General features: G+C 75.0%; 17 protein-coding genes. 10 read left to right on the forward strand and 7 right to left on the reverse strand.

The genetic code is table 11. The annotated features are described in order from the left end of the window. Window positions 1–150: 150 nt before the first annotated feature. The 5 genes from GA0070558_RS01485 to GA0070558_RS01505 all read right to left on the reverse strand — a co-directional run bounded on the left by GA0070558_RS01485 (window position 151) and on the right by GA0070558_RS01505 (window position 5,689). Window positions 151–1,332: an aminotransferase class V-fold PLP-dependent enzyme gene (locus tag GA0070558_RS01485; protein WP_091274625.1), complete on the reverse strand. Its 1,182-nt coding sequence runs from the start codon at window positions 1,330–1,332 to the stop codon at window positions 151–153. Window positions 1,333–1,428: 96 nt separating this feature from the next. Next, complete coding sequence (locus tag GA0070558_RS01490) at window positions 1,429–2,412, reverse strand: tyrosine recombinase XerC (protein ID WP_091274803.1); 984 nt, start codon at window positions 2,410–2,412, stop codon at window positions 1,429–1,431. Window positions 2,413–2,608: 196 nt separating this feature from the next. After that, window positions 2,609–3,799: a DNA-processing protein DprA gene (locus GA0070558_RS01495; RefSeq protein WP_091274629.1), complete on the reverse strand. Its 1,191-nt coding sequence runs from the start codon at window positions 3,797–3,799 to the stop codon at window positions 2,609–2,611. Then, window positions 3,796–5,316 (reverse strand): YifB family Mg chelatase-like AAA ATPase, encoded by a 1,521-nt coding sequence (locus GA0070558_RS01500; RefSeq protein WP_077936641.1) that lies wholly within the window; start codon window positions 5,314–5,316, stop codon window positions 3,796–3,798. The genes GA0070558_RS01495 and GA0070558_RS01500 overlap by 4 nt, the downstream gene beginning before the upstream one ends. Before the next feature lie 13 nt (window positions 5,317–5,329). After that, window positions 5,330–5,689 (reverse strand): YraN family protein, encoded by a 360-nt coding sequence (locus GA0070558_RS01505; protein WP_043962354.1) that lies wholly within the window; start codon window positions 5,687–5,689, stop codon window positions 5,330–5,332. Between the two features lie 208 nt (window positions 5,690–5,897). Here GA0070558_RS01505 and GA0070558_RS34025 point away from each other — a divergent pair, with 208 nt between their 5' ends. The 8 genes from GA0070558_RS34025 (at window position 5,898) to GA0070558_RS01545 (ending at window position 15,117) form a co-directional block, all read left to right on the forward strand. Further along, entirely contained in the window at window positions 5,898–7,238 is a 1,341-nt protein-coding gene (locus GA0070558_RS34025) for a hypothetical protein (protein ID WP_256091692.1), read from the forward strand. A 250-nt stretch (window positions 7,239–7,488) separates the two neighbouring features. Continuing rightward, window positions 7,489–8,352: a 30S ribosomal protein S2 gene (rpsB, locus tag GA0070558_RS01515; RefSeq protein ID WP_077936643.1), complete on the forward strand. Its 864-nt coding sequence runs from the start codon at window positions 7,489–7,491 to the stop codon at window positions 8,350–8,352. A 153-nt stretch (window positions 8,353–8,505) separates the two neighbouring features. Further along, the gene (gene tsf, locus GA0070558_RS01520) at window positions 8,506–9,333 is read left to right on the forward strand and encodes a translation elongation factor Ts (RefSeq protein WP_077936644.1); all 828 of its coding nucleotides are present in this window, start codon (window positions 8,506–8,508) and stop codon (window positions 9,331–9,333) included. Between the two features lie 194 nt (window positions 9,334–9,527). After that, on the forward strand, window positions 9,528–10,295 hold the full coding sequence (pyrH, locus tag GA0070558_RS01525) for a UMP kinase (RefSeq protein WP_077936645.1): 768 nt from the start codon (window positions 9,528–9,530) through the stop codon (window positions 10,293–10,295). An 81-nt stretch (window positions 10,296–10,376) separates the two neighbouring features. Further along, window positions 10,377–10,934, forward strand: a complete 558-nt coding sequence (frr, locus tag GA0070558_RS01530; RefSeq protein ID WP_043962359.1) for a ribosome recycling factor — start codon at window positions 10,377–10,379, stop codon at window positions 10,932–10,934. Between the two features lie 349 nt (window positions 10,935–11,283). Then, window positions 11,284–12,603, forward strand: a complete 1,320-nt coding sequence (locus GA0070558_RS01535; RefSeq protein ID WP_091274632.1) for a phosphatidate cytidylyltransferase — start codon at window positions 11,284–11,286, stop codon at window positions 12,601–12,603. 104 nt (window positions 12,604–12,707) lie between these two features. Continuing rightward, on the forward strand, window positions 12,708–13,859 hold the full coding sequence (gene rlmN, locus GA0070558_RS01540; protein WP_091274637.1) for a dual-specificity RNA methyltransferase RlmN: 1,152 nt from the start codon (window positions 12,708–12,710) through the stop codon (window positions 13,857–13,859). A 31-nt stretch (window positions 13,860–13,890) separates the two neighbouring features. Beyond that, on the forward strand, window positions 13,891–15,117 hold the full coding sequence (locus tag GA0070558_RS01545) for a DivIVA domain-containing protein (RefSeq protein WP_091274641.1): 1,227 nt from the start codon (window positions 13,891–13,893) through the stop codon (window positions 15,115–15,117). A gap of 106 nt (window positions 15,118–15,223) precedes the next feature. Here the strand turns inward: GA0070558_RS01545 and GA0070558_RS01550 are convergent, their stop codons facing one another. Beyond that, window positions 15,224–15,445, reverse strand: coding sequence for a DUF2631 domain-containing protein (locus tag GA0070558_RS01550; RefSeq protein ID WP_096761598.1), 222 nt, complete (start codon window positions 15,443–15,445; stop codon window positions 15,224–15,226). Between the two features lie 252 nt (window positions 15,446–15,697). Here GA0070558_RS01550 and GA0070558_RS01555 point away from each other — a divergent pair, with 252 nt between their 5' ends. Next, a complete protein-coding gene (locus tag GA0070558_RS01555; protein ID WP_077936649.1) occupies window positions 15,698–17,260 on the forward strand; it encodes a Rieske 2Fe-2S domain-containing protein in 1,563 nt (520 codons plus the stop codon). A gap of 161 nt (window positions 17,261–17,421) precedes the next feature. Further along, window positions 17,422–18,060: a TMEM175 family protein gene (locus tag GA0070558_RS01560; protein WP_077936662.1), complete on the forward strand. Its 639-nt coding sequence runs from the start codon at window positions 17,422–17,424 to the stop codon at window positions 18,058–18,060. 64 nt (window positions 18,061–18,124) lie between these two features. Here the strand turns inward: GA0070558_RS01560 and GA0070558_RS01565 are convergent, their stop codons facing one another. Next, the gene (locus GA0070558_RS01565) at window positions 18,125–19,117 is read right to left on the reverse strand and encodes a hypothetical protein (RefSeq protein WP_091274645.1); all 993 of its coding nucleotides are present in this window, start codon (window positions 19,115–19,117) and stop codon (window positions 18,125–18,127) included. Window position 19,118 lies beyond the last annotated feature (1 nt).

Here is a 19,118-nt window from a genome sequence, read left to right on the forward strand (position 1 = left end):
TCGACTGCCCCGGGCGCGCTCACCCGGTCGGCGAGTCGACGCCACGCGCCTGCGGGGTGGCGTCTCACCGCTGCACATGGTTGCATCCCGGCCCCACGATGCCCCCCATGTCGCCGGCCTGGCGGGGCAGGGGCCAGCACGTGCCGGTCGTCAGCGCTGGGCGAGCAGCGCCGGCAGCCGGGCGGCGAGGCGTTCGTACTCGTGCGGCGCGTTGTAGACCTGGCCGCACACCCGCAGCCAGCCGCGACCGTCCCAGGACATCACCGCCACCTCGGCCGACAGTTCCTCGGCGATCCGCTCGCGCAGCGCGCGGGCGGCCTCGATCGTGGTGGCCAGCCCGGCCGGCAGCGGGACGATCCGCATGGCCACCGTCGGCCCGCCGGGCTCCGGCAGGTCGGCCGGCGCCACCCCCAGCGCGTTCCCCAGCACCCGCTGCCCGTACGCGGCCAGCGCGGCGTTGTGCGCGCGTACCCGCTCGACGCCGAGGCTGCGCAGGGTCCAGACGCCGGCCGGCGCGGCGAGCCACGACGTGTAGTCCAGGGTCGCCTGCCACTCGACGTTGCCCGGGAAACCGGCATCCTGCTCCCAGGAGACCACCAGCGGCTCCATCCGGTCCCGCCACGGCGGCGCCACCACCAGCGCGGCGGTGCCGCGCGGGGCGTACCCCCACTTGTGCAGGTTGCCCACCCAGAAGTCCGCGCCGATGCTCGCCACGGGGGTCGCCAGCATGCCCGGCGCGTGGGCGGCGTCGACGAGCACCGGCACCCCGTGGGTGCGGGCCGCCGCGACGATCGCCGCGACCGGGAACAGGCGGGCGGTGGCGGAGGTGAGCTGGTCGACGACGAGCAGCTTGGTGCGGCCGGGGCGCAGCCCGGCGCGGACGATCTCGACGACCTGCTCGTCGGTCGCGGTCAACGGCACCGGCAGGATCCGCCAGGTCGCCCCGGTGCGCCGGCACTCGCGGTCGACGGAGAAGCCGACCGCGCCGTAGCCGTGGTCGGTGGTGAGCACCTCGTCGCCGGGGCGCAGGCCCAGCGACTGCAGCACCACGGCGACGCCGGTGGTGGCGTTGCCGACCAGGGCGGTGCCGTCCGGGTCGGCGCCGAGGAAGGCGGCCAGGTGCCGGCGGGTGTGGGTGATCCGGTCCACCAGGCTGAGCCCGAAGAAGCGCAGCGGGTTCGCCTCCATCTCGTCGCGCAGCCGCTGCTGGACGCGCTGCACGTTGACCGGCACCGCGCCGAACGAGCCGTGGTTGAGGTGGCTCACCGCCGGGTCCAGCGAGAAGAGCAGCCGGGCGCCGGGGATGGGTTCGGGCGGCTGCGGCGCGCTCATCGCATGATCGTAGCCCGGCACGGTGGGCCGCGCCCTGCGACGAGGACCGGACCGCCGCGGGGTCGGCCCCCGTCGGCCGGGGTGGGACCGCCCGGCTCAGGCGCGCGGGTGGGCCTGCCGGTACGCGGCCCGCAGCCGCTCGACCGACACGTGGGTGTAGATCTGCGTGCTGCCCAGCGACGAGTGCCCCAGCAGCTCCTGCACCGCCCGCAGGTCCGCGCCGCCCTCCAACAGGTGGGTGGCGGCCGAGTGGCGCAGGCCGTGCGGGGTGGTCCGGGGCAGGCCGGCGGCCTCGGCGTACCCGGCGACGACCCGCCGCGCCGTCGTCGGGTGCAGCCGCCCACCCCGCGCCCCCAGCAGCAGCGCGTCCCCGGAACCCGGGCCGGCCAGGGCGGACCGCCCGGCCCGCAGCCACTCGTCGAGGGCGCGTTGCGCCGGCACCCCGTACGGCACGGACCGCTCCCGGGAGCCCTTGCCGAGCACCCGCACCACGCGGCGGCCGTGGTCCACGTCGGCGGTGTCCAGGCCGCACGCCTCGCTGATCCGTACGCCGGTGGCGTAGAGCAGTTCGAGCAGGACCCGGTCGCGCAGCAGCACCCCGCGCGCCACCGCAGCCTCCCGCTCCCCGCCGCCGGCCGGGTCGGCCGGGCGGACGTCGGCGGAACCGGGCCCCTGCGGGGGCACTCCGCCTCCCGGGTCCCCGGGGCCGGCCGGTGCCCGCATCAGGGCGGCCGCCTGGTCGGCGCGGAGCACGGTCGGCAGCTCCCGGTGGGCACGGGGGCTCGCCAGCGGCGCGGCCACGTCGGTCGGCATCAGCCCGGCGCGGTGGGCCCACGCGCTGAAGGCGCGCGCCGCGGCGGCCCGGCGCGCCATCGTGGTGCGGGCCGCCCCGGTCGTGCGCTGTTTCGCCAGCCAGCTGCGCACCACGCCCAGGTCGAGGCCCGCCACCTCGGCGCAGCCCATCCGGGCGGCGTGGTCGAGCAGGGAGACCAGGTCGCCGACGTACGCGCGGACGGTGTGCGCCGAGCGGTTGCGCACCCGGGCCAGGTGGTCGGCGAAGTCGTCGACCGCCTCCCGCATCGGCGTCGGCAGCGCCGCGTGCGTCGCCCTGCTGTCGGGACCGGCCCGGCTCACCGGGGACCGCCCCGCGCGCCCGCCACCCGCCGCCGCACCCGTCCATGGCCTCGCACCGGCTCAGCTTACGAGCGCGCGGCGAGCCCGGCCGGGCACCGACGCGGCCGGGCCGGTGCGGCGGGTGGTACCGGACGCCAGCGGCTCACCGGGGCCTCGCCGGGGCGCGGGCGGGGCTGGTGGCCAGCGCGTACCCGTCGTCGCACCGGCGCACCAGGCCCAGCTCCTCCAGCAGGGAGAGCTTGCGCAGGGCGGTCCGGACGTCCACGCCGGCGCGGGCGGCCAACCGGTCGACGCCGACCGCCCCGCGGCGGGGCATCGACTCCAGCACCTGTGTCGCCTCGTCGTCGAGCAGGTCCCGGGGACGCTGCGGGGCGCGTGCGGGCGGGGCGAGGTCGGCGCCGATCCGGCCGACCTCCTCCAGCACGTGCGCCACGCCGGTGACCAGCCGGGCCGACGGGTGATCGCGCAGCAGTTCGTGGGCGCCGACCGACATCGCGGAGGTGACCGGCCCCGGCACCACCATGGCGTGCCGGCCGGCGGCGAGGGCCCGGTTGACGGTCTGCGTCGCGCCGCTGCGGGCCGACGCCTCCACCAGCACCGTGCCCCGGGTCGCCACCGCGATCACCCGGTTGCGGATGAGGAACCGGGGCCGCAGCGGCTCCGACCCGGGCGGCCACTCGCTGACCAGCAGCCCGGTCTCGCCGATGCGGTCGAACAGCGCGGTGTTGCCCATCGGGTACGGCCGGTCGATCCCGCAGGCGAGCACCGCCACCGTCAGCCCGCCCGCGTTGAGCGCGCCCCGGTGCGCCGCCGCGTCGATGCCGAACGCGCCGCCGGAGACCACCGTCCAGTCCCGGTCGGCCAGCCCGTAGCCCAGCTCGGTGGCGACGTGCACCCCGTACGGTGTGGCGGCCCGCGCGCCGACCACCGAGACCGCCCGGTCCAGCGCGTCGCCGAGCGGCCACCCGCCGCGCACCCAGAAGCAGAGCGGGGGCGCGGTCTCGACGTCCACCCGGCGGTTGGCGCCGGGCAGGGCCAGCCGGCGCAGGTGCTCGACGGTGACGGGCCACTCCCCGTCGCCGGGGGTGACGAGCCGGGCGCCCAGCCGTTGCGCGCGGGCCAGGGCGTCGGCCGCCACCGCCCGGGCGTCCCCGTCCCGGCAGCGGGCGGCCACGGCGGCGCGCAGCCGGTCGTCCGGTGCCTCGCCGCGCAGCAGCAGATCCAGTGCGCCGGCCGCGCCGAGCTCGTCGACCAGCCGGTGCACTGAGCGGGTGCCCGGCTCGGCCAACCAGGTCAACGCCACCCGGGCCAGCCGGTCGTCGTCGCCGTTCACGCCCCGTCCCCCATCCTCAGCTGCATCGCCTCCCGAACGTCGTCGGCGTGCGGGCGGTCCCGCCCGTCGAGGTCGGCGATCGTCCACGCCATCCGGACGACCCGGTCGAAGCCGCGCGCCGACAGCGACCCGGAGTCGAGCCGCCCGCGCAGCTCCCGGGTGTCCCGTCCGGGCAGCCGCCACGGCGGCCGGCGCAGCCACGGGCCGGGCACCTCCGCGTTGACCCGCCAGCCGCTGCCTGCCCAGCGGTCGGCCGCGGCCCGGCGGGCGGCCGCCACCCGGGCCGCGACCGTGGCCGACGACTCGCCGGTCGCCCCCGCCTCCATCAGCTCCGCCGCCCGCAGCGGCGGCAGGGTCACCTGCACGTCGATGCGGTCCAGCAGCGGGCCCGAGAGCCGGCCGAGGTAGCGCCGGCGGACCAGCGGCGCGCACTCGCAGTACGCGTCGCCGGCCGGCCGCGCGCAGGGGCACGGATTGGCCGCCAGCACGAGCTGCGTCCGGGCCGGGTATTCGGTGCCGCCCCGGCTGCGGGCGAGCTGCACCCGGCCGTGCTCCAGCGGCTGCCGCAGCGCCTCCAGGGCTCCCTTGCCGAACTCCGGCGCCTCGTCGAGGAACAGCACCCCACGGTGGGCGAGCGACACCGCGCCGGGGCGGGCCAGCCCGGACCCGCCACCGACCAGGGAGGCCACCGTGGCGGTGTGGTGCGGGGCCTGGAACGGCGGGCGGCGCAGCAGGCGACCGCCAGCCGGCAGCAGCCCGGCGATCGAGTGCAGCGCGGTGACCTCCAGCGCCGCGTCGTCGTCCAGCGCGGGCAGGATCGACGGCAGGCGCTCGGCGAGCATGGTCTTGCCCGCGCCGGGCGGCCCGAACAACGCCAGGTGGTGACCGCCGGCGGCGGCCACCTCCAGGGCCCGCCGGCCCAGCGCCTGCCCGGCCACCTCCGACAGGTCCGGCCCGTCCGGCCCCTCCACCGGGGCGGGGCCGGGCGGCTCGATCAGGGGCGTGCCGTCCCGGACGAAGTCGACCATCCGGTGCAGCGTGTCCACGGCGCGCACCCGGACGCCCGGGACGACCGCCGCCTCGGCCGCGTTGCCCACCGGGACGACCACCCGGTGCAGCCCGGCCCGCGCGGCGGCGGCCACCATGGGCAGCACCCCGCGCACCGGCCGGACGGTGCCGTCGAGCCCCAGCTCCCCGAGCACGACCACCCGTTCCAGCGGCAGCAGCGGCAGCTCGCCGGAGCCGCCGAGCAGCGCCACCGCGATCGCCAGGTCGAAGGCCGAACCGAACTTCGGCAGCGTGGCCGGCAGCAGGTTGAGGGTGATCCGCCGGTTGGGCCAGCGCTGGCCGGAGTTGACGATCGCGGCGCGGACCCGGTCGCGGGCCTCGTGCAGGGCGGTGTCCGGCAGCCCGGAGATCGCCACGGCCGGCAGCCCCGGGGCGAGGTCGGCCTCCACCTCCACCACGTGCCCGGTCACCCCGACCAGGCCGACGCAGAGCACCTTCGCGTAGCTCACGCCCGGCCGCCCATCAGAACGCGCCCTTGAGGTGCTCGACCCGGGCCGCGCCGGCGTCGGGCAGCTCGACGGAGAGGACGTCGAAGCGCACCTCGCCGGCCGTGGTGCCGGTCTCGGCGAGCCAGCGGGCCGCCAGCCCCCGCAGGCGGCGAGCCTTCGCCGGCACGACCGCCTCGGCCGGCGTCCCGTAGTGGGTGGTGCGTCGGGTCTTCACCTCGCAGAACGCGAGCACGGGGCCGTCCCAGGCGATGATGTCGATCTCACCGGCGGGGCAGCGCCAGTTGCGGGCGACCGGGCGCAGCCCGGCTCCGATCAGGTGCCGGACGGCGCATCGTTCCCCGTACGCGCCGACGGCCTGGTTCCGCTTCGTCATGGGCGCACCATGCCGAACCGGGGCCGCCTCCGCCGTACGCCTGTGGACGACGGAGGCGGTTGTGGACGAACGGACGATCATGCCCTTGCTGTGCTATGTGCGGACGGCCGGGCGGTGTCCGTTTCCGCGTACTCCTGCGGTTTGTCGCCGCCGACGCGCCGTCCGTCCGGATGGCGCGGGGGTGCGCCTGTCACATACGGTGCCGATCGTGAACGCACGACGGAGCTTTCCCGAAGATCAGGAGTCGCGTTGGTACCCCGGCGAGCGCGGGTACGGCGAGTCGGACTGGCGTCCGGCGGGCGACGACCGCTATCGAGCGGACGAGTTCCGCGTCCCTGACCAGCGCGGCGACACGGGCGAGCGGCGTTACGACGAGTTGACCGACCCGCCCGTAGGCCGGTACGGCGAGACCGGGCGGCACGGCGCGGACGACGCGTTCGGGGCCACCGATCCCGACACGGACAGTTACCGTCCCGCGCGGTCCCGCCGGTCCGACACGGGCTCGTTCGGGGTGTCGATGGACGAACTCGCCGCCGAGCGGGAGGCGCGCCGGGCGGCGCGGGCCGCCGAACCGGCCCCGTCCGCCGACGCGGCGCTGCCGGCCGCTCAGCACTCCGTCGAGTTCCCGCTGCCGCCCGCCCAGCGGGCCGTGGAGTTCCCGCTGACCATCGGCCAGCGCCCCACGCCGGTCTCCGCCCCGGGGCACGACGACCGCTCCCCGTCCGGCCCGGCGCGCGACGACCGGTCGCTGCCCGGCCTGACGCCCGAGGACCGGGCTCTGTCCGCTCCGGCGCGCGAGGACCGGTCGCTGCCCGGCCCGGCGCGCGAGGGCGCGCTGCTGTCCGGTCCGCCGCGCGAGGCGGGTCCCCGGGACGCCCCGCTCGACGCGGACCCGCTCGGCGTCGACCCGGTGGGGCGCGGGCCGGAGCCGCTCGGCGGATACCCGATCATCGAGCCGGGGCGCACCGGCGAGTCGGGCCGCTACGCCGAGCCCGGCCGCCCGGACGGGCCGGCGGACCGGGGCGCGGGGGAGTGGGGCCCGCTCGACCGGGCCGCGGTCGCCGCCAGCGCGGCGGAGCCGGCGCGCGCCGCCGAGCCGGGCCGCCCCGCCGAGCCGCCGCATCCGCTGGACCTGCCGACCGGGCCCATGCCCCCGGTGGCGCCCCGTCCGGACCTGCCGCCGCCCGGCCTGGACCCGGCGTACGCCCCGGACGGGCTGCGGCGCCCCGGCCCGGCGCCCTCCGACGGCGTCTACCGCACCCGCCGCCCGGCGCTCGCCGTGCTGATCGCGGTGCTGGTGGTGGTCTTCGAGGTCCCGGCCCTGCGGGTGCTGCGCCACGGCCTGCTCGGTGACCCGCTGTCGGCGGCCGACGTCGTGGTGGGCACCTTCCTGGTCGGCGGGCTGCCGATCTTCGGCATCGGGCTCTACGGGCTGCGCACGGGCGGTCTCGCGCTCACCGACGGCGGCCGGGGCTGGCTCCGCCCGCCGACGGCGTACCTGACGGTGGGCCTGGTGCTGTTCCTCGCCGCCGCGCTTGCCGCCCGCTGAGCCGCCGCGCTCGCCGCCCGCTGAGCCGCCGCCCTCGCCGCCCGCTGACCGGCGGGCCGGGCAGGGGCGTACACTGGGCGCTTGGCGACCGCCTCGCGCGGTCGACCTCGCGCGCCCTCTCCACGTCTCGTGGGGCGGCGGCCTCCCTGGTCCCGATCATGATCGGGCCCACCACGGCCGGCGACCGGGCGCCAGGACGCCCGGCCGCCGGCCGGGCGGCGTAACCAGGGATCACAAGGAGTACCCCACCATGGCCGTCGTGACCATGCGTCAGCTGCTGGAGAGCGGTGTCCACTTCGGGCACCAGACCCGCCGCTGGAACCCGAAGATGAAGCGCTTCATCTTCACCGAGCGCAACGGTATCTACATCATCGACCTGCGTCAGACCCTCGACTACATCGAGAAGGCGTACGAGTTCGTGCGCAACACGGTGGCCGAGGGCGGCAGCATCCTCTTCGTGGGCACCAAGAAGCAGGCCCAGGAGGCCATCTCCGAGCAGGCGACCCGGGTCGGCCAGCCGTACGTCAACCACCGCTGGCTCGGCGGCATGCTGACCAACTTCCAGACGGTGTACAAGCGGCTCCAGCGGATGAAGGAGCTGGAGGCGCTGGGTGACCTGAGCGGCACCGCCGCCGGTTACACCAAGAAGGAGACCCTTCAGCTCTCCCGCGAGAAGATCAAGCTCACCAAGACCCTCGGTGGTCTGCGGGACATGCAGAAGCTCCCGGCCGCGGTCTGGATCGTCGACACCAAGAAGGAGCACATCGCCGTCGACGAGGCTCGCAAGCTGGGCATCCCGGTGATCGCGGTGCTCGACACCAACTGCGACCCCGACGAGGTCGACTTCCCGATCCCGGGCAACGACGACGCGATCCGCTCGGCCGAGCTGCTGACCCGGGTCGTGGCCGCCGCCGTCGCCGACGGCCTCATCGCCCGCTCCGGCCGTCGCCGGGGCGGCGACGAGAAGCCGGAGCCGGGCCAGGTCGGCGCCGACGAGCCGCTGGCCGAGTGGGAGCGCGAGCTGCTCGAGGAGCCGAAGAAGGCCGACGAGCAGCCGGCGCAGCCCGCCGCCGAGCAGCCGGCCGAGCAGCCGGCGGCCGCCGCCGCGGAGTGACCGCGCCGCCGCGCCCCCGCCGTCCGTTTCCCCGGGCGGCGGGGCGCGGCGGGTACGCCGGGCACACCCGGCCCGGATCCGGGTGACCGGCCCCGGCTCGACCCACCCGGCCCCCAGACCAACCCACCGAGTCCCAACACCGAAGAGAGAGTCATGTCCAACTTCACCGCCGCGGACGTCAAGAAGCTCCGCGACCTCACCGGCGCCGGCATGATGGACTCCAAGAAGGCGCTGACCGAGGCCGAGGGCGACTTCGACAAGGCCATCGAGATCCTGCGCGTCAAGGGCGCGAAGGACGTCGGCAAGCGGGCCGGCCGCACGGCCGCCAACGGCCTCGTCGCCCACTCGGGCAAGGCGCTGCTGGAGCTCAACTGCGAGACCGACTTCGTCGCCAAGAACGACGCCTTCATCGCGCTGGCCCAGCAGCTCGTCGAGCACGGCGAGGCCAGCGGCGCGACCTCCGCCGAGGAGCTGCTCGCCAGCAGCATCGACGGCAAGCCGGTCGCCGACCTGATCCAGGAGCAGTCCGCCAAGATCGGCGAGAAGCTGGTGCTCAACCGCTTCGCCAAGCTGGACGGCACCGTCGCGGTCTACCTGCACCGCAAGAGCCAGGACCTGCCGCCGGCGGTCGGCGTGCTGGTGGAGTACGCCGGCAAGACCGACGAGGCCGGGGACGCCGACGCCCGCGCTGTCGCCATGCAGATCGCCGCGATGCGGCCGAAGTACCTCACCCGTGACGAGGTGCCGGCCGACGTCGTCGAGTCCGAGCGGCGCATCGCCGAGCAGACCGCCCTCGAGGAGAACAAGCCCGCGGCGGCGCTGCCGAAGATCGTCGAGGGCCGGGTCAACGCCTTCTTCAAGGACTACGTCCTGATCGAGCAGGCGTCGGTCGCCGACAACAAGAAGACCGTGAAGCAGGTGCTGGCCGAGGCCGGCATCGAGGTGACCCGCTTCCTGCGGTTCGAGGTCGGCCAGGCCTGAGCCGCCGGTCGGGCGCGTGACGCGCGCCCGGGGGCAGGGAACATCGACGAGGAGGCCGCTGGTGTACGTGACAGGCACCGCGGCCTCCTCGTCCCATGCCTGGCCCGTGTCGCCGAACGGGCGGCGTAGGGTCAGCGACGGCAGGTACGCGGTAACCGGGGCACGTGGGGTGCGGCCGGGGAAGGGCGGGGCGGATGACGCAGGTTGTAAGTGACCGGAGCCTGGGGGCGGATGATCCGACCGCCCCACCGCCCGGCCGGGCCCGCCGGGTGGTGCTGAAGCTGTCCGGCGAGGTCTTCGGCGGCGGTGCGATCGGCGTCGACCCCGACGTCGTCCAGGCCATCGCGCGGCAGATCGCCACCGTGGTCCGCCGCGGCGTGCAGGTCTCCGTGGTGGTCGGCGGCGGCAACTTCTTCCGCGGCGCGGAGCTGCAGAAGCGGGGCATGGACCGCGCCCGCGCCGACTACATGGGCATGCTGGGCACCGTGATGAACTGCCTGGCCCTGCAGGACTTCCTGGAGAAGGAGGGCATCGAGACCCGGGTGCAGAGCGCCATCACGATGGCCCAGGTCGCCGAGCCCTACATCCCGCTGCGCGCGATCCGGCACCTGGAGAAGGGCCGGGTGGTCATCTTCGGGGCGGGCGCGGGCATGCCGTACTTCTCCACCGACACGGTGGCCGCCCAGCGGGCCCTGGAGATCCGGGCCGACGTGGTGCTGATGAGCAAGAACGGCGTGGACGGCGTCTACACCGCCGACCCCCGGATCGACCCGACCGCCAGCAAGCTCGACTCGATCACCTTCTCCGAGGTGCTCCGCCGCAACCTGCGGGTCGCCGACGCCGCCGCGTTCAGCCTCTGCATGGAGAACGGCCTGCCGATGCTGGTCTTCGGCGCGCAGGGCGACGACACGATCATCCGTGCGGTGGGTGGCGACAAGATCGGCACCCTGATCACCGCCTGAGCGGCCGCGGGCCGCGCGAGACGGCCCTGCGACACCACAGCACAGCCCACGACGAGCACAAAGAAGGAGGCGAGGAGACCGGTGATCGACGACACCCTCCTCGAGGCCGAGGAGAAGATGGAGCGGGCCATCGAGCACGCCAAGGAGGAGTTCGGCGCCATCCGCACCGGTCGCGCCAACGCCGCCATGTTCTCCAAGGTCATCATCGACTACTACGGCACCCCCACGCCGCTGCCCCAGATGGCGTCCATCGGGGTCCCCGAGCCGCGCATGGTCATCATCAAGCCGTACGACAACTCGCAGATCGGCGCCATGGAGCGGGCGATCCGCGACTCGGACCTCGGCGTGAACCCGAACAACGAGGGCAACCAGCTGCGCATCCTGCTGCCGCAGATGACCGAGGAGCGCCGCCGCGAGATGATCAAGGTGGCCCGGCACAAGGGCGAGGAGGCCAAGGTGGCGGTGCGCAACATCCGCCGCAAGGGCAAGGAGGAGCTGGACCGGCTGGTCAAGGACGGCGAGGTCGGCGAGGACGAGGGCCGGCGCGCCGAGAAGGACCTCGACGACCTGACCCAGAAGTTCGTCGCCACCGTCGACGAGCTGGTCAAGCACAAGGAGAGCGAGCTGCTCGAGGTCTGAGCCGCGACGGCCCCCGGGGCCGTCGCGCGTGACCTGCCGTGGCACCGGCGTGCCGCCGTCGTCGGGCGGCGGCGCCGGTGCCTGCGTCGTCACGGGCCGAATCGCCCCTCGTCGTCACGGGCCGAAACCGGGCGAACCCGGGGCGCACCGCCGGTGGCGGCACGGAGGGCTCGTCCACCCTGCCGGGGCGACCCGTGCAGTAGGCTCGGCACGATTCCGGCCACCACGCGGTGAACGGGCGGGATCGCCCGGCCGTCGCGCCGGTCAATCGGACGGAACAGTCGTCGTAGGGGATGGTCTTGGTCGTACGTCATGTGGTGAGCCCCGTACCGCGTCCGTTCGGTGCGTGATGTCCCACCTCGACCCCTACCGCAGCCCCGAGCCCCGCAACTGGGACCGGCCGGACGCCCCGGCGGCGCTCCCCTGGCCCGACCGTGATCTGGAGCCGGGGCAGTGGGCCCGCAGCGCCACCACCGACGCGTACGCCCCCGTCGCCCCGGGTGGCCGGCCCGAGACGCGCCGCCCGGCGGGGCGGCCGGAGCCGTTCGACGCGGACGCCACCGACCCGTACGGCGCCCGCCCGGTGCCCGACGAGCCGCCGCGGCCCGGTGACCCCGTCGACCGACCGGGCTGGCCCGGTGCCCCGGGGATGGGTGGAAGGCCCTCTCCCGAGCGCCCCGGCGGGCCCCTCCCCGGCGGCCCGCCGGCCGGTGCGGCGTACCCGCCCGACGAGTCGACCGGCCCGGCGTACCCGCCCGGCGGCGGTGCCGAGCCGGAGCCGCCCCGGGGGCGGCGCGGGCCCGGCCGGCGACGGGCGAGCGCCGAGCGGCCGCCCACCCAGCAGCCCTCGCCCGGCCGCGCCGGCCGCAACCTGCCGGCGGCGATCGGGGTGGGCGTCGGCCTCGGCGCGGCCGTCCTGCTGCCGCTCTTCTTCTACCTGCCCGCCTTCCTCCTCGTGCTCGCCGCCGCGATCGCGATCGGCATCTGGGAGATGGCCCGGGCGGTCCGCCGCAGCGGGGCCCACCCGCCGCTGGTGCCGCTGATCGCCGGCGGCGTGCTCACGGTCGGCCTGGCCTGGTTCGCCGGCCCCGACGCACTCTGCCTCGGCCTGCTGGTCACCGTGCTCGGCACGATGATCTGGCGGCTGGGCGACGGGCCGGGTGACTACCAGCGCGACCTGACGGCGGCCACCCTCATCGCCGTGTACGTGCCGTTCCTCGGCGGCTTCGCGGCGATGCTCGCCGCCGCGCCCGGCGACGGCCACCTGCGCGTGCTGGTCACCCTGGTCGCGGTGGTGCTCTCCGACACCGGCGGGTACGCGGCGGGGGCCAACCTCGGCAAGCATCCGATGGCCCCCTCGATCAGCCCGAAGAAGTCCTGGGAGGGCTTCGCCGGCTCGGTCACCGCGGCGGCGGCGGGCAGCGCCCTGCTGATCTGGCTGCTGTTCGACGTGGCCCCCTGGTGGGGCGCCCTGTTCGGCGTGGCCGTGTCCTGCGCGGCGGTCCTCGGCGACCTGGCCGAGTCCATGATCAAGCGGGATCTCGGCGTGAAGGACATGAGCAACCTGCTGCCCGGCCACGGCGGCCTGATGGACCGCCTCGACTCGATCCTGTTCGCGGTGCCCACCGCGTACCTGTTGCTGGCGGTTTTCGTCCCGGTGGTGGGCTGAGGCATGAATCACGCCGGTCAGCCCGTTCCGGCCGCGTGGTCGGGTCCGATTCGGCACCTCCGGCCAGGTGCGTCGGGCGAACGGCGTGGGAGACTGGACGGGTCATGACGAGCCTTCCCCTGATCCCTGTCACCTCGGACGCCCCCGCCGCACGCCGCGCGGCCATGCCGCCCCGTCACCTCGCCGACCTCGACCTGCCGGCCCGGCAGGCCCTGGTGGCCGAGCTGGGCGAGCCGGCGTTCCGCGCGAAGCAGATGTCCACCCACTACTTCGGCCGTCTGGTCCGCGACCCCGCGTCGATGACCGACCTGCCCGCGGCCACCCGGGACAGGCTGGCCGCCGAGCTGCTGCCCACCCTGCTCACCCCGGTCCGCGAGCTCGCCTGCGACGACGGCGCCACCCGCAAGGCGCTCTGGCGGCTGCACGACGGCTCGCTGGTGGAGAGCGTGCTGATGGGATATCCGGACCGCGTCACCGTCTGCATCTCCAGCCAGGCGGGCTGCGGCATGGCCTGCCCGTTCTGCGCCACCGGCCAGGCCGGGCTGACCCGCAACCTGTCGACGGCCGAGATCGTCGACCAGGCGGTCTACCTGGCCGGCGTGGCCGCCTCCGGCGCGGTCGCCGGCTCCCCGCCCCGGCTGTCCCACGTCGTGTTCATGGGCATGGGCGAGCCGCTGGCCAACTACTCGCGCGTCGTCGCGGCGATCCGCCGGCTGGTCGCCCCCGCCCCCGAGGGGCTCGGCCTGTCCCAGCGGCACATCACCGTCTCCACGGTCGGCCTGGTCCCGGCGATCCGCCGGCTGGCCAGCGAAGACCTGTCGGTGACTCTTGCGTTGTCCCTGCATGCGCCCGATGATGAGCTGCGCGACGAACTCGTGCCGGTCAACCAGCGGTGGAAGGTCGCCGAGGTGCTGGACACGGCGTGGGACTACGCGGCCCGCACGGGGCGTCGGGTGTCGATCGAATACGCGATGATCAAAAACGTGAACGACCAGCCGTGGCGGGCCGACCTCCTCGGCCAGCTGCTGGCCGGCAGGTTGGCGCACGTCAACCTCATCCCGCTCAACCCGACCCCGGGCAGTCGGTGGGACGCGAGCCCGAAGCCCGTCGAGCGGGAGTTCGTCCGGCGTCTGCGCGCCGCCGGGGTCTCGACGACGGTGCGGGACACCCGGGGGCGCGAGATCGACGGCGCGTGCGGGCAGCTCGCCGCCGCCGGGGACAGGGACACCGAGACGCCGCAGGAGGCAACGGCGTGACGGGGCGTACCGAACGAGACCAGGAGACATAGTGGCGAGTCAGGGTCAGCGTTTCCGGCGTAAAGCGCTCCGCCGGGGATACAAGGTCGACGAGGTGGACGCCTTCCTGGACCGGGTCGAGGCGACGCTCGACGGCCGGCCCGTCGGCGCGCCCGTGGCCTCCCAGGAGGTCCACGACGTCGTCTTCCGGGTCCGCTTCAACGGCTACGACGAGTGGCAGGTCGACCTGCACCTCGACCGCGTCGAGCGGCAGCTGGCCGAGTTGGAGGAGCGCGGCGGCTCGCCCGGTCGCGGCGCAGACCCCCGGCTGCCCGACCGGATGGGCCCGCCGGACCGGATGGGCCCGCCGTTGCGTGACGACCGAGGGCCCGTCCCGATGCGCGACGACCGGGGGCCCGTCCCGATGCGCGACGACCGTGGACCGCTCACCATGCGTGACGACCGGGGGTCCGCGCCGATGCCGCAGCCCATGCCGCCCCGGCCGATGCCGGCGCAGGCCGGTCCGCCCGGTGACCGCTACGGCCGGTACGACGAGCCGACCGGCGGTTTCTCCGGCGGGTACGACGAGCCGACCGGCGGCTTCTCCGGCGGGTACGACGGGCCGCGCGGCGGCTACGACGCACCTCGCGGTCCAGGTGGCCCGGGTGGTGGCCCGATGGGTCCGGGTGGCCCGATGGGCCCCGGCCCCGGCCCCGGCATGGGGCACGGCGGTCCGCCGCCCCGGGGCCTGCCCCCCGGCCCCGGCGGCTACGGCCCGGACGAGCAGCGCTTCGACGGCTTCGAGGCGGGGCGGCACGGGCGGGCCGACATGACCGCCGAGATCCGGATGCCCGAGCGGGACCTTCGCGAGCTGCGCGGCCGTGGCCCCGCCGGCCCCCCGCCCATGCCGCCGCAGCCGATCGGGGGCCCGCCGCCGATGGCCGGCCCGCCCGTGGGTGGCCCCCCGGTGGGTGGCCCGCCCGTCGGGGGCCCCCCGGCCGGCGGCCCGCCGATGGCCGGTCCGCCCGGCAGCGACCTGCACCGGGTGGACCAGATCCGCCGCAGCTTCCAGGTGCGCCGGTTCGGCAGCGGGTACGACCCGGACCAGGTCGACCGGCTCTTCGAGGGCATCCTCGGCGGCATGGCCGGCCGGGGCCCGATGCCGGTCAACCCGAAGGACCTGGACACCCTGCGCTTCGGCCTGGTGCCGGGCGGCTACTTCGAGGCCGAGGTCGACGCCGCGCTCAAGGACGTCCAGGACATCCTCTTCGGCCGCTGACCGCCCGGTGGGTGCGGCAGACCTGCCCGCGCCGCAGCACGCGTACACGACGAAGGGCCCGCCCCGACCGGGGTGGGCCCTTCGTGCGGTGCCGGTCCGGCCGGGGTCAGGACCGCAGGCCGTTGCGGCGCAGCACCGTGTCGCCGACGACGATGGCCAGCAGCAGCACGGCCAGGCCCACCAGCCAGATGTCCTCGACCCTGCCCTCGTGGTTGCCGCACAGCATGGCCAGCAGCGCCAGCGCGGAGACCACCGCGCCGATCCGCCCGGCCTTACGGTGCCCAGGCTTGTGCTGATCTGGCGACGTCACCGGCTCGCTTCCTGCCACTGTCGGTCCTTCCCTCGCGATCGGATCTCCGGTTAGTCTGGCACGCCCCGTGGCTGACCTCGTGCGGTGGGGGTTTCCGCCGGCCCCGCACCCGCCGCCGGTGCCCCCGTGCCGGCCACCGGCGCCCAGTGGACCGGCCGGAGGCCGGAGGACCCGGGCCGGAGGGCACTACCGGCGTCGCGGGCCGGCGACCAGACTGCCTCCGGTAGCGTCGGGACGTACACCTTGATTGTCTTTTTGAGGGGGACTGCGGTGCGAGTGACCGGTACGGGACACGCCAGCATGCGGATCGACACGGCCGCGGGCAGCATCCTGTGCGACCCGTGGGTCAATCCCGCCTACTTCGCCTCGTGGTTCCCGTTTCCCGACAACTCCCAGCTCGACTGGGAGACCCTCGGCGACGTCGACTACCTGTACGTGTCGCACCTGCACCGGGACCACTTCGACGCCGCGCACCTGCGCGACTTCGTCTCCAAGGACGCCACCGTCCTGCTGCCCGAGTTCCCCACCTCCGAGATGGAGGACGAGCTGCGGGCGCTGGGCTTCACGAAGTTCCTGCGGGCCCCGAACGAGCAGGTCGTGGAGCTCGACGGCGGCCTGCGGATCATGATCCAGGCGCTCACCAGCCCGACCGACGGCCCGATCGGCGACTCCTCGCTGTGGGTGGAGTACGACGGGGTGCGGCTGCTCAACCAGAACGACGCCCGGCCGACCGACCTGAGCGTCTTCGCCGAGCTGGGTCACGTGCACGCGCATCTGCTCCAGTTCTCCGGGGCGATCTGGTATCCGATGGTCTACGAGCTGCCGCAGTCGGCGAAGACCGCGTTCGGCAAGCAGAAGCGGGAGCGGCAGTTCGACCGCACCTGGCGCTACATCGCCGACCTGAAGGCCGACCACGTCTTCCCGATCGCCGGCCCGCCGTGCTTCCTCGACGACGACCTGTGGCAGTTCAACGACATCCACGGCGACGAGGGCAACATCTTCCCCGACCAGTCGGTCTTCCTCGCCGAGTACGCGAAGGTCGGCGGCACCAACGGCATCGTGCTGCTGCCGGGCAGCGTCGCCGAGGTGACCACCTCGGGGGCGACCACCACCCACCCGCAGCCGGTCGAGGAGTTCTTCGCGAACAAGGCCGCCCACCTGGAGGAGATGCGGGAGCGCAAGCGCGGCGTCATCGAGGCCGAGAAGGCGTCCTGGCGGCACCCCGAGGTCGACGTGCTGGCCGGCATGAAGCGCCGCATCGAGCCGCTGCTGGAGGAGTCGATCTACCTGGCCAAGGGCGTCGGCGGCCCGGTCCGCTTCGACCTGGTCGACTACGACGGCGAGAGCGTCGAGTCGATCGTGGTGGACTTCCCCGGCAAGGAGGTGCGGCCGTACGCCGACGAGAAGGTCCGCTACCGGTTCCGCACCGAGCGGGCCCTCGTGGAGCACCTGCTGTACATCGGCGAGGTCGACTGGGTCAACTCGCTCTTCCTGTCCTGCCGGTTCTCGGCGGCCCGGATCGGCCAGTACAACGAGTTCGTGTACGCCTTCTTCAAGTGCCTGTCCACCGAGCGCCTCCAGTACGCCGAGGGCTGGTACGACGAGCACGAGCGCACCAGCGACGCCGAGGACATCACCCTCGGCGACTGGGTGGTGCAGCGCCGCTGCCCGCACCTGAAGGCGGACCTGACCCGGTTCGGCATCGTCGAGGGCGACCAGCTCACCTGCCAGCTGCACGGCTGGAAGTTCGACCTGCCCAGCGGGCGCTGCCTGACCAGCGTCGGGCACAAGGTCCGGGCGCACCGCGCGGACGCGTCCGCCCCGACGCCCTGACCCGGCGTTCCGCCCCTTCTGCCCCGTTCCTTCCCGTTCCGCCCCGCCCGCAGGTGACCATGGAGTCGTGACGGGCGGGGCGGGGTCGTGACCGGCGGGTTGGCGTCGTGACCGGTGGGGCGGACGAGGCGGCCGGCTACCGGTACGGGCGGCGCAGCGAGATGGCCCGCGACGCCTCCCGGGTGGAGGCGTTCAGCGACGCCGTGATCGCCATCGTGCTGACCCTGATGGCGGTCGAGCTGCTCCAGTTCGCACCGCAGAATCCCACCGGGCCGGACCTGGCGGGCGCGCTGTTCCACGAGTGGCCGTCGTACCTGGCGTACGTGATCACCTTCGCGATCGTCGGCCAGGTGTGGCTCACCCACCACAACATGTGGCGGTACGTGGTCCGCGTCGACCAGCTGCTGCTGGTGCTGAACCTGCTCCTGCTGCTCTTCGTCGCGGCCATCCCGTTCGCCGCGAACCTGCTCTCGGACAACCTGCGCGGCCCGGTCGGCGACCAGCGGCTCACCGCCGCCCTCTACGTCGCCACGGTGCTCGGCGAGGCGCTCTTCTTCAACCTGAGCTGGTGGTGGGCGCGGCGGCGCAACCTGCTGCACCCGGACCTGGACCCCCGGCTGGCCCGGGCGGTGGCCCGCCGGTTCCTGCTCGGGCCGCTGCTCTACCTGGTCGCCTTCGCGGTGGTCTTCGTCGACCCGGTGCTCAGCCTGGTCGCCTACCTCCTGCTCGTGGGCCTGTACCTGGTCCGCGGCCCCGGCGACCTGCCCCCGTCGAAGGAGCGCGCACCCGCCGGACGCTGAGGCCCCGCCGGACGGCGCGAGATACCGGACGCGTCACCAAGGGTCCCCTCCCCGCCAGCGGCGATCAGGTGCCCGGCGGGCGCAGCCGCCGGGGCACGCAGCGGTTCGGCAACTCCGCCCCGTCCAGCTGAGGGAACTGTGCCCGGCACCAGGCGTCGACCCCGTCCTTCGAGTCGGCCGGCACGACGGCGAAGGTGAGCCAGAGGGGCTTCCCCTCGTACAGTTGTTGCCGACCGTAGTCGGTGCTGAGCAGGAGGATCACCCGGGCCTCACCGCCGAATTCCGTGCGGAGCTGCTGGTGCTCGGCGAGGATGTCGCTGGCGTAGAAGGTGTGCGAGCCGTTCGCCGCCCGCTGCTCGGGGTCGACGATGCCCACGCTCTTCGAGGCGAGCTGGGCGACGTACCGGCCATCGAGGCTGATGGTGGGCAGATCCTGCTCGTGGAGCCGGCTCAGCTCCGTCAGGGCCGCCGCCTCGGGGTCCTCGGGAGCCGGGGTCGTGGTCGGGGTGCCGGTGTCGGGGGAGCCTTCGGCCGACGGGGGCGGGTCGCCGCCCGGCGCGACGGGCGCGCTGTACGGGTCGGGAGACGGCCCGGGCCCGTCGTAGGTGCTTCCGTCGGCGGCACCCGGGTCCATCCGGTACGCCCCGTAGGCCGTGCCGACGAGGAGCAGCAGGACGACCAGGACCAGCCCGGCCGCCTTCCGGAGCGCGGCACCCGCCGGCCGCTGCGGGTCGCCGGTCGGCGGTTCGAGGGGACGCCAGGGAACGGGCTCCGGTGCGGTGGCCGGGTCGACCGGCACCACCGGCAGACCCCCGAAGGCCGCCGGGTCCAGCGGCTCGTCCCGCTCCGAGGGCTCGTCCCGCTCGGCGGGGGCGGTGCGGGCGGGCGGTCCGGCGCTCGTGGCCCGGATCGCCGCGTTGGTGGCCGCGGAGGCGGGGGCCGGTCCTTCTGGGCGGGTGCCGCCGGGCGGCGGCTGCGGGATCTGATCGGCCAGGTCGCCGACCAGCTCCCGCAGGTTCCAGATCGGCCTCTCCGCGCCCTGCCGCTCGTCGCTCATC

The organism is Micromonospora haikouensis (genome assembly GCF_900091595.1).
Lineage (GTDB): Bacteria > Actinomycetota > Actinomycetes > Mycobacteriales > Micromonosporaceae > Micromonospora > Micromonospora haikouensis.

Coding starts and splice junctions, on each gene's coding strand:
- GA0070558_RS01485 (WP_091274625.1), bottom strand. CDS start 1,332: ATGAGCGCGCCGCAGCCGCCCGAACCCATCCCCGGCGCCCGGCTGCTC.
- GA0070558_RS01490 (WP_091274803.1), bottom strand. CDS start 2,412: ATGCGGGAGGCGGTCGACGACTTCGCCGACCACCTGGCCCGGGTGCGC.
- GA0070558_RS01505 (WP_043962354.1), bottom strand. CDS start 5,689: ATGACGAAGCGGAACCAGGCCGTCGGCGCGTACGGGGAACGATGCGCC.
- rpsB (WP_077936643.1), top strand. CDS start 7,489: ATGGCCGTCGTGACCATGCGTCAGCTGCTGGAGAGCGGTGTCCACTTC.
- tsf (WP_077936644.1), top strand. CDS start 8,506: ATGTCCAACTTCACCGCCGCGGACGTCAAGAAGCTCCGCGACCTCACC.
- pyrH (WP_077936645.1), top strand. CDS start 9,528: ATGACGCAGGTTGTAAGTGACCGGAGCCTGGGGGCGGATGATCCGACC.
- GA0070558_RS01535 (WP_091274632.1), top strand. CDS start 11,284: ATGTCCCACCTCGACCCCTACCGCAGCCCCGAGCCCCGCAACTGGGAC.
- rlmN (WP_091274637.1), top strand. CDS start 12,708: ATGACGAGCCTTCCCCTGATCCCTGTCACCTCGGACGCCCCCGCCGCA.
- GA0070558_RS01560 (WP_077936662.1), top strand. CDS start 17,422: ATGGCCCGCGACGCCTCCCGGGTGGAGGCGTTCAGCGACGCCGTGATC.
- GA0070558_RS01565 (WP_091274645.1), bottom strand. CDS start 19,117: ATGAGCGACGAGCGGCAGGGCGCGGAGAGGCCGATCTGGAACCTGCGG.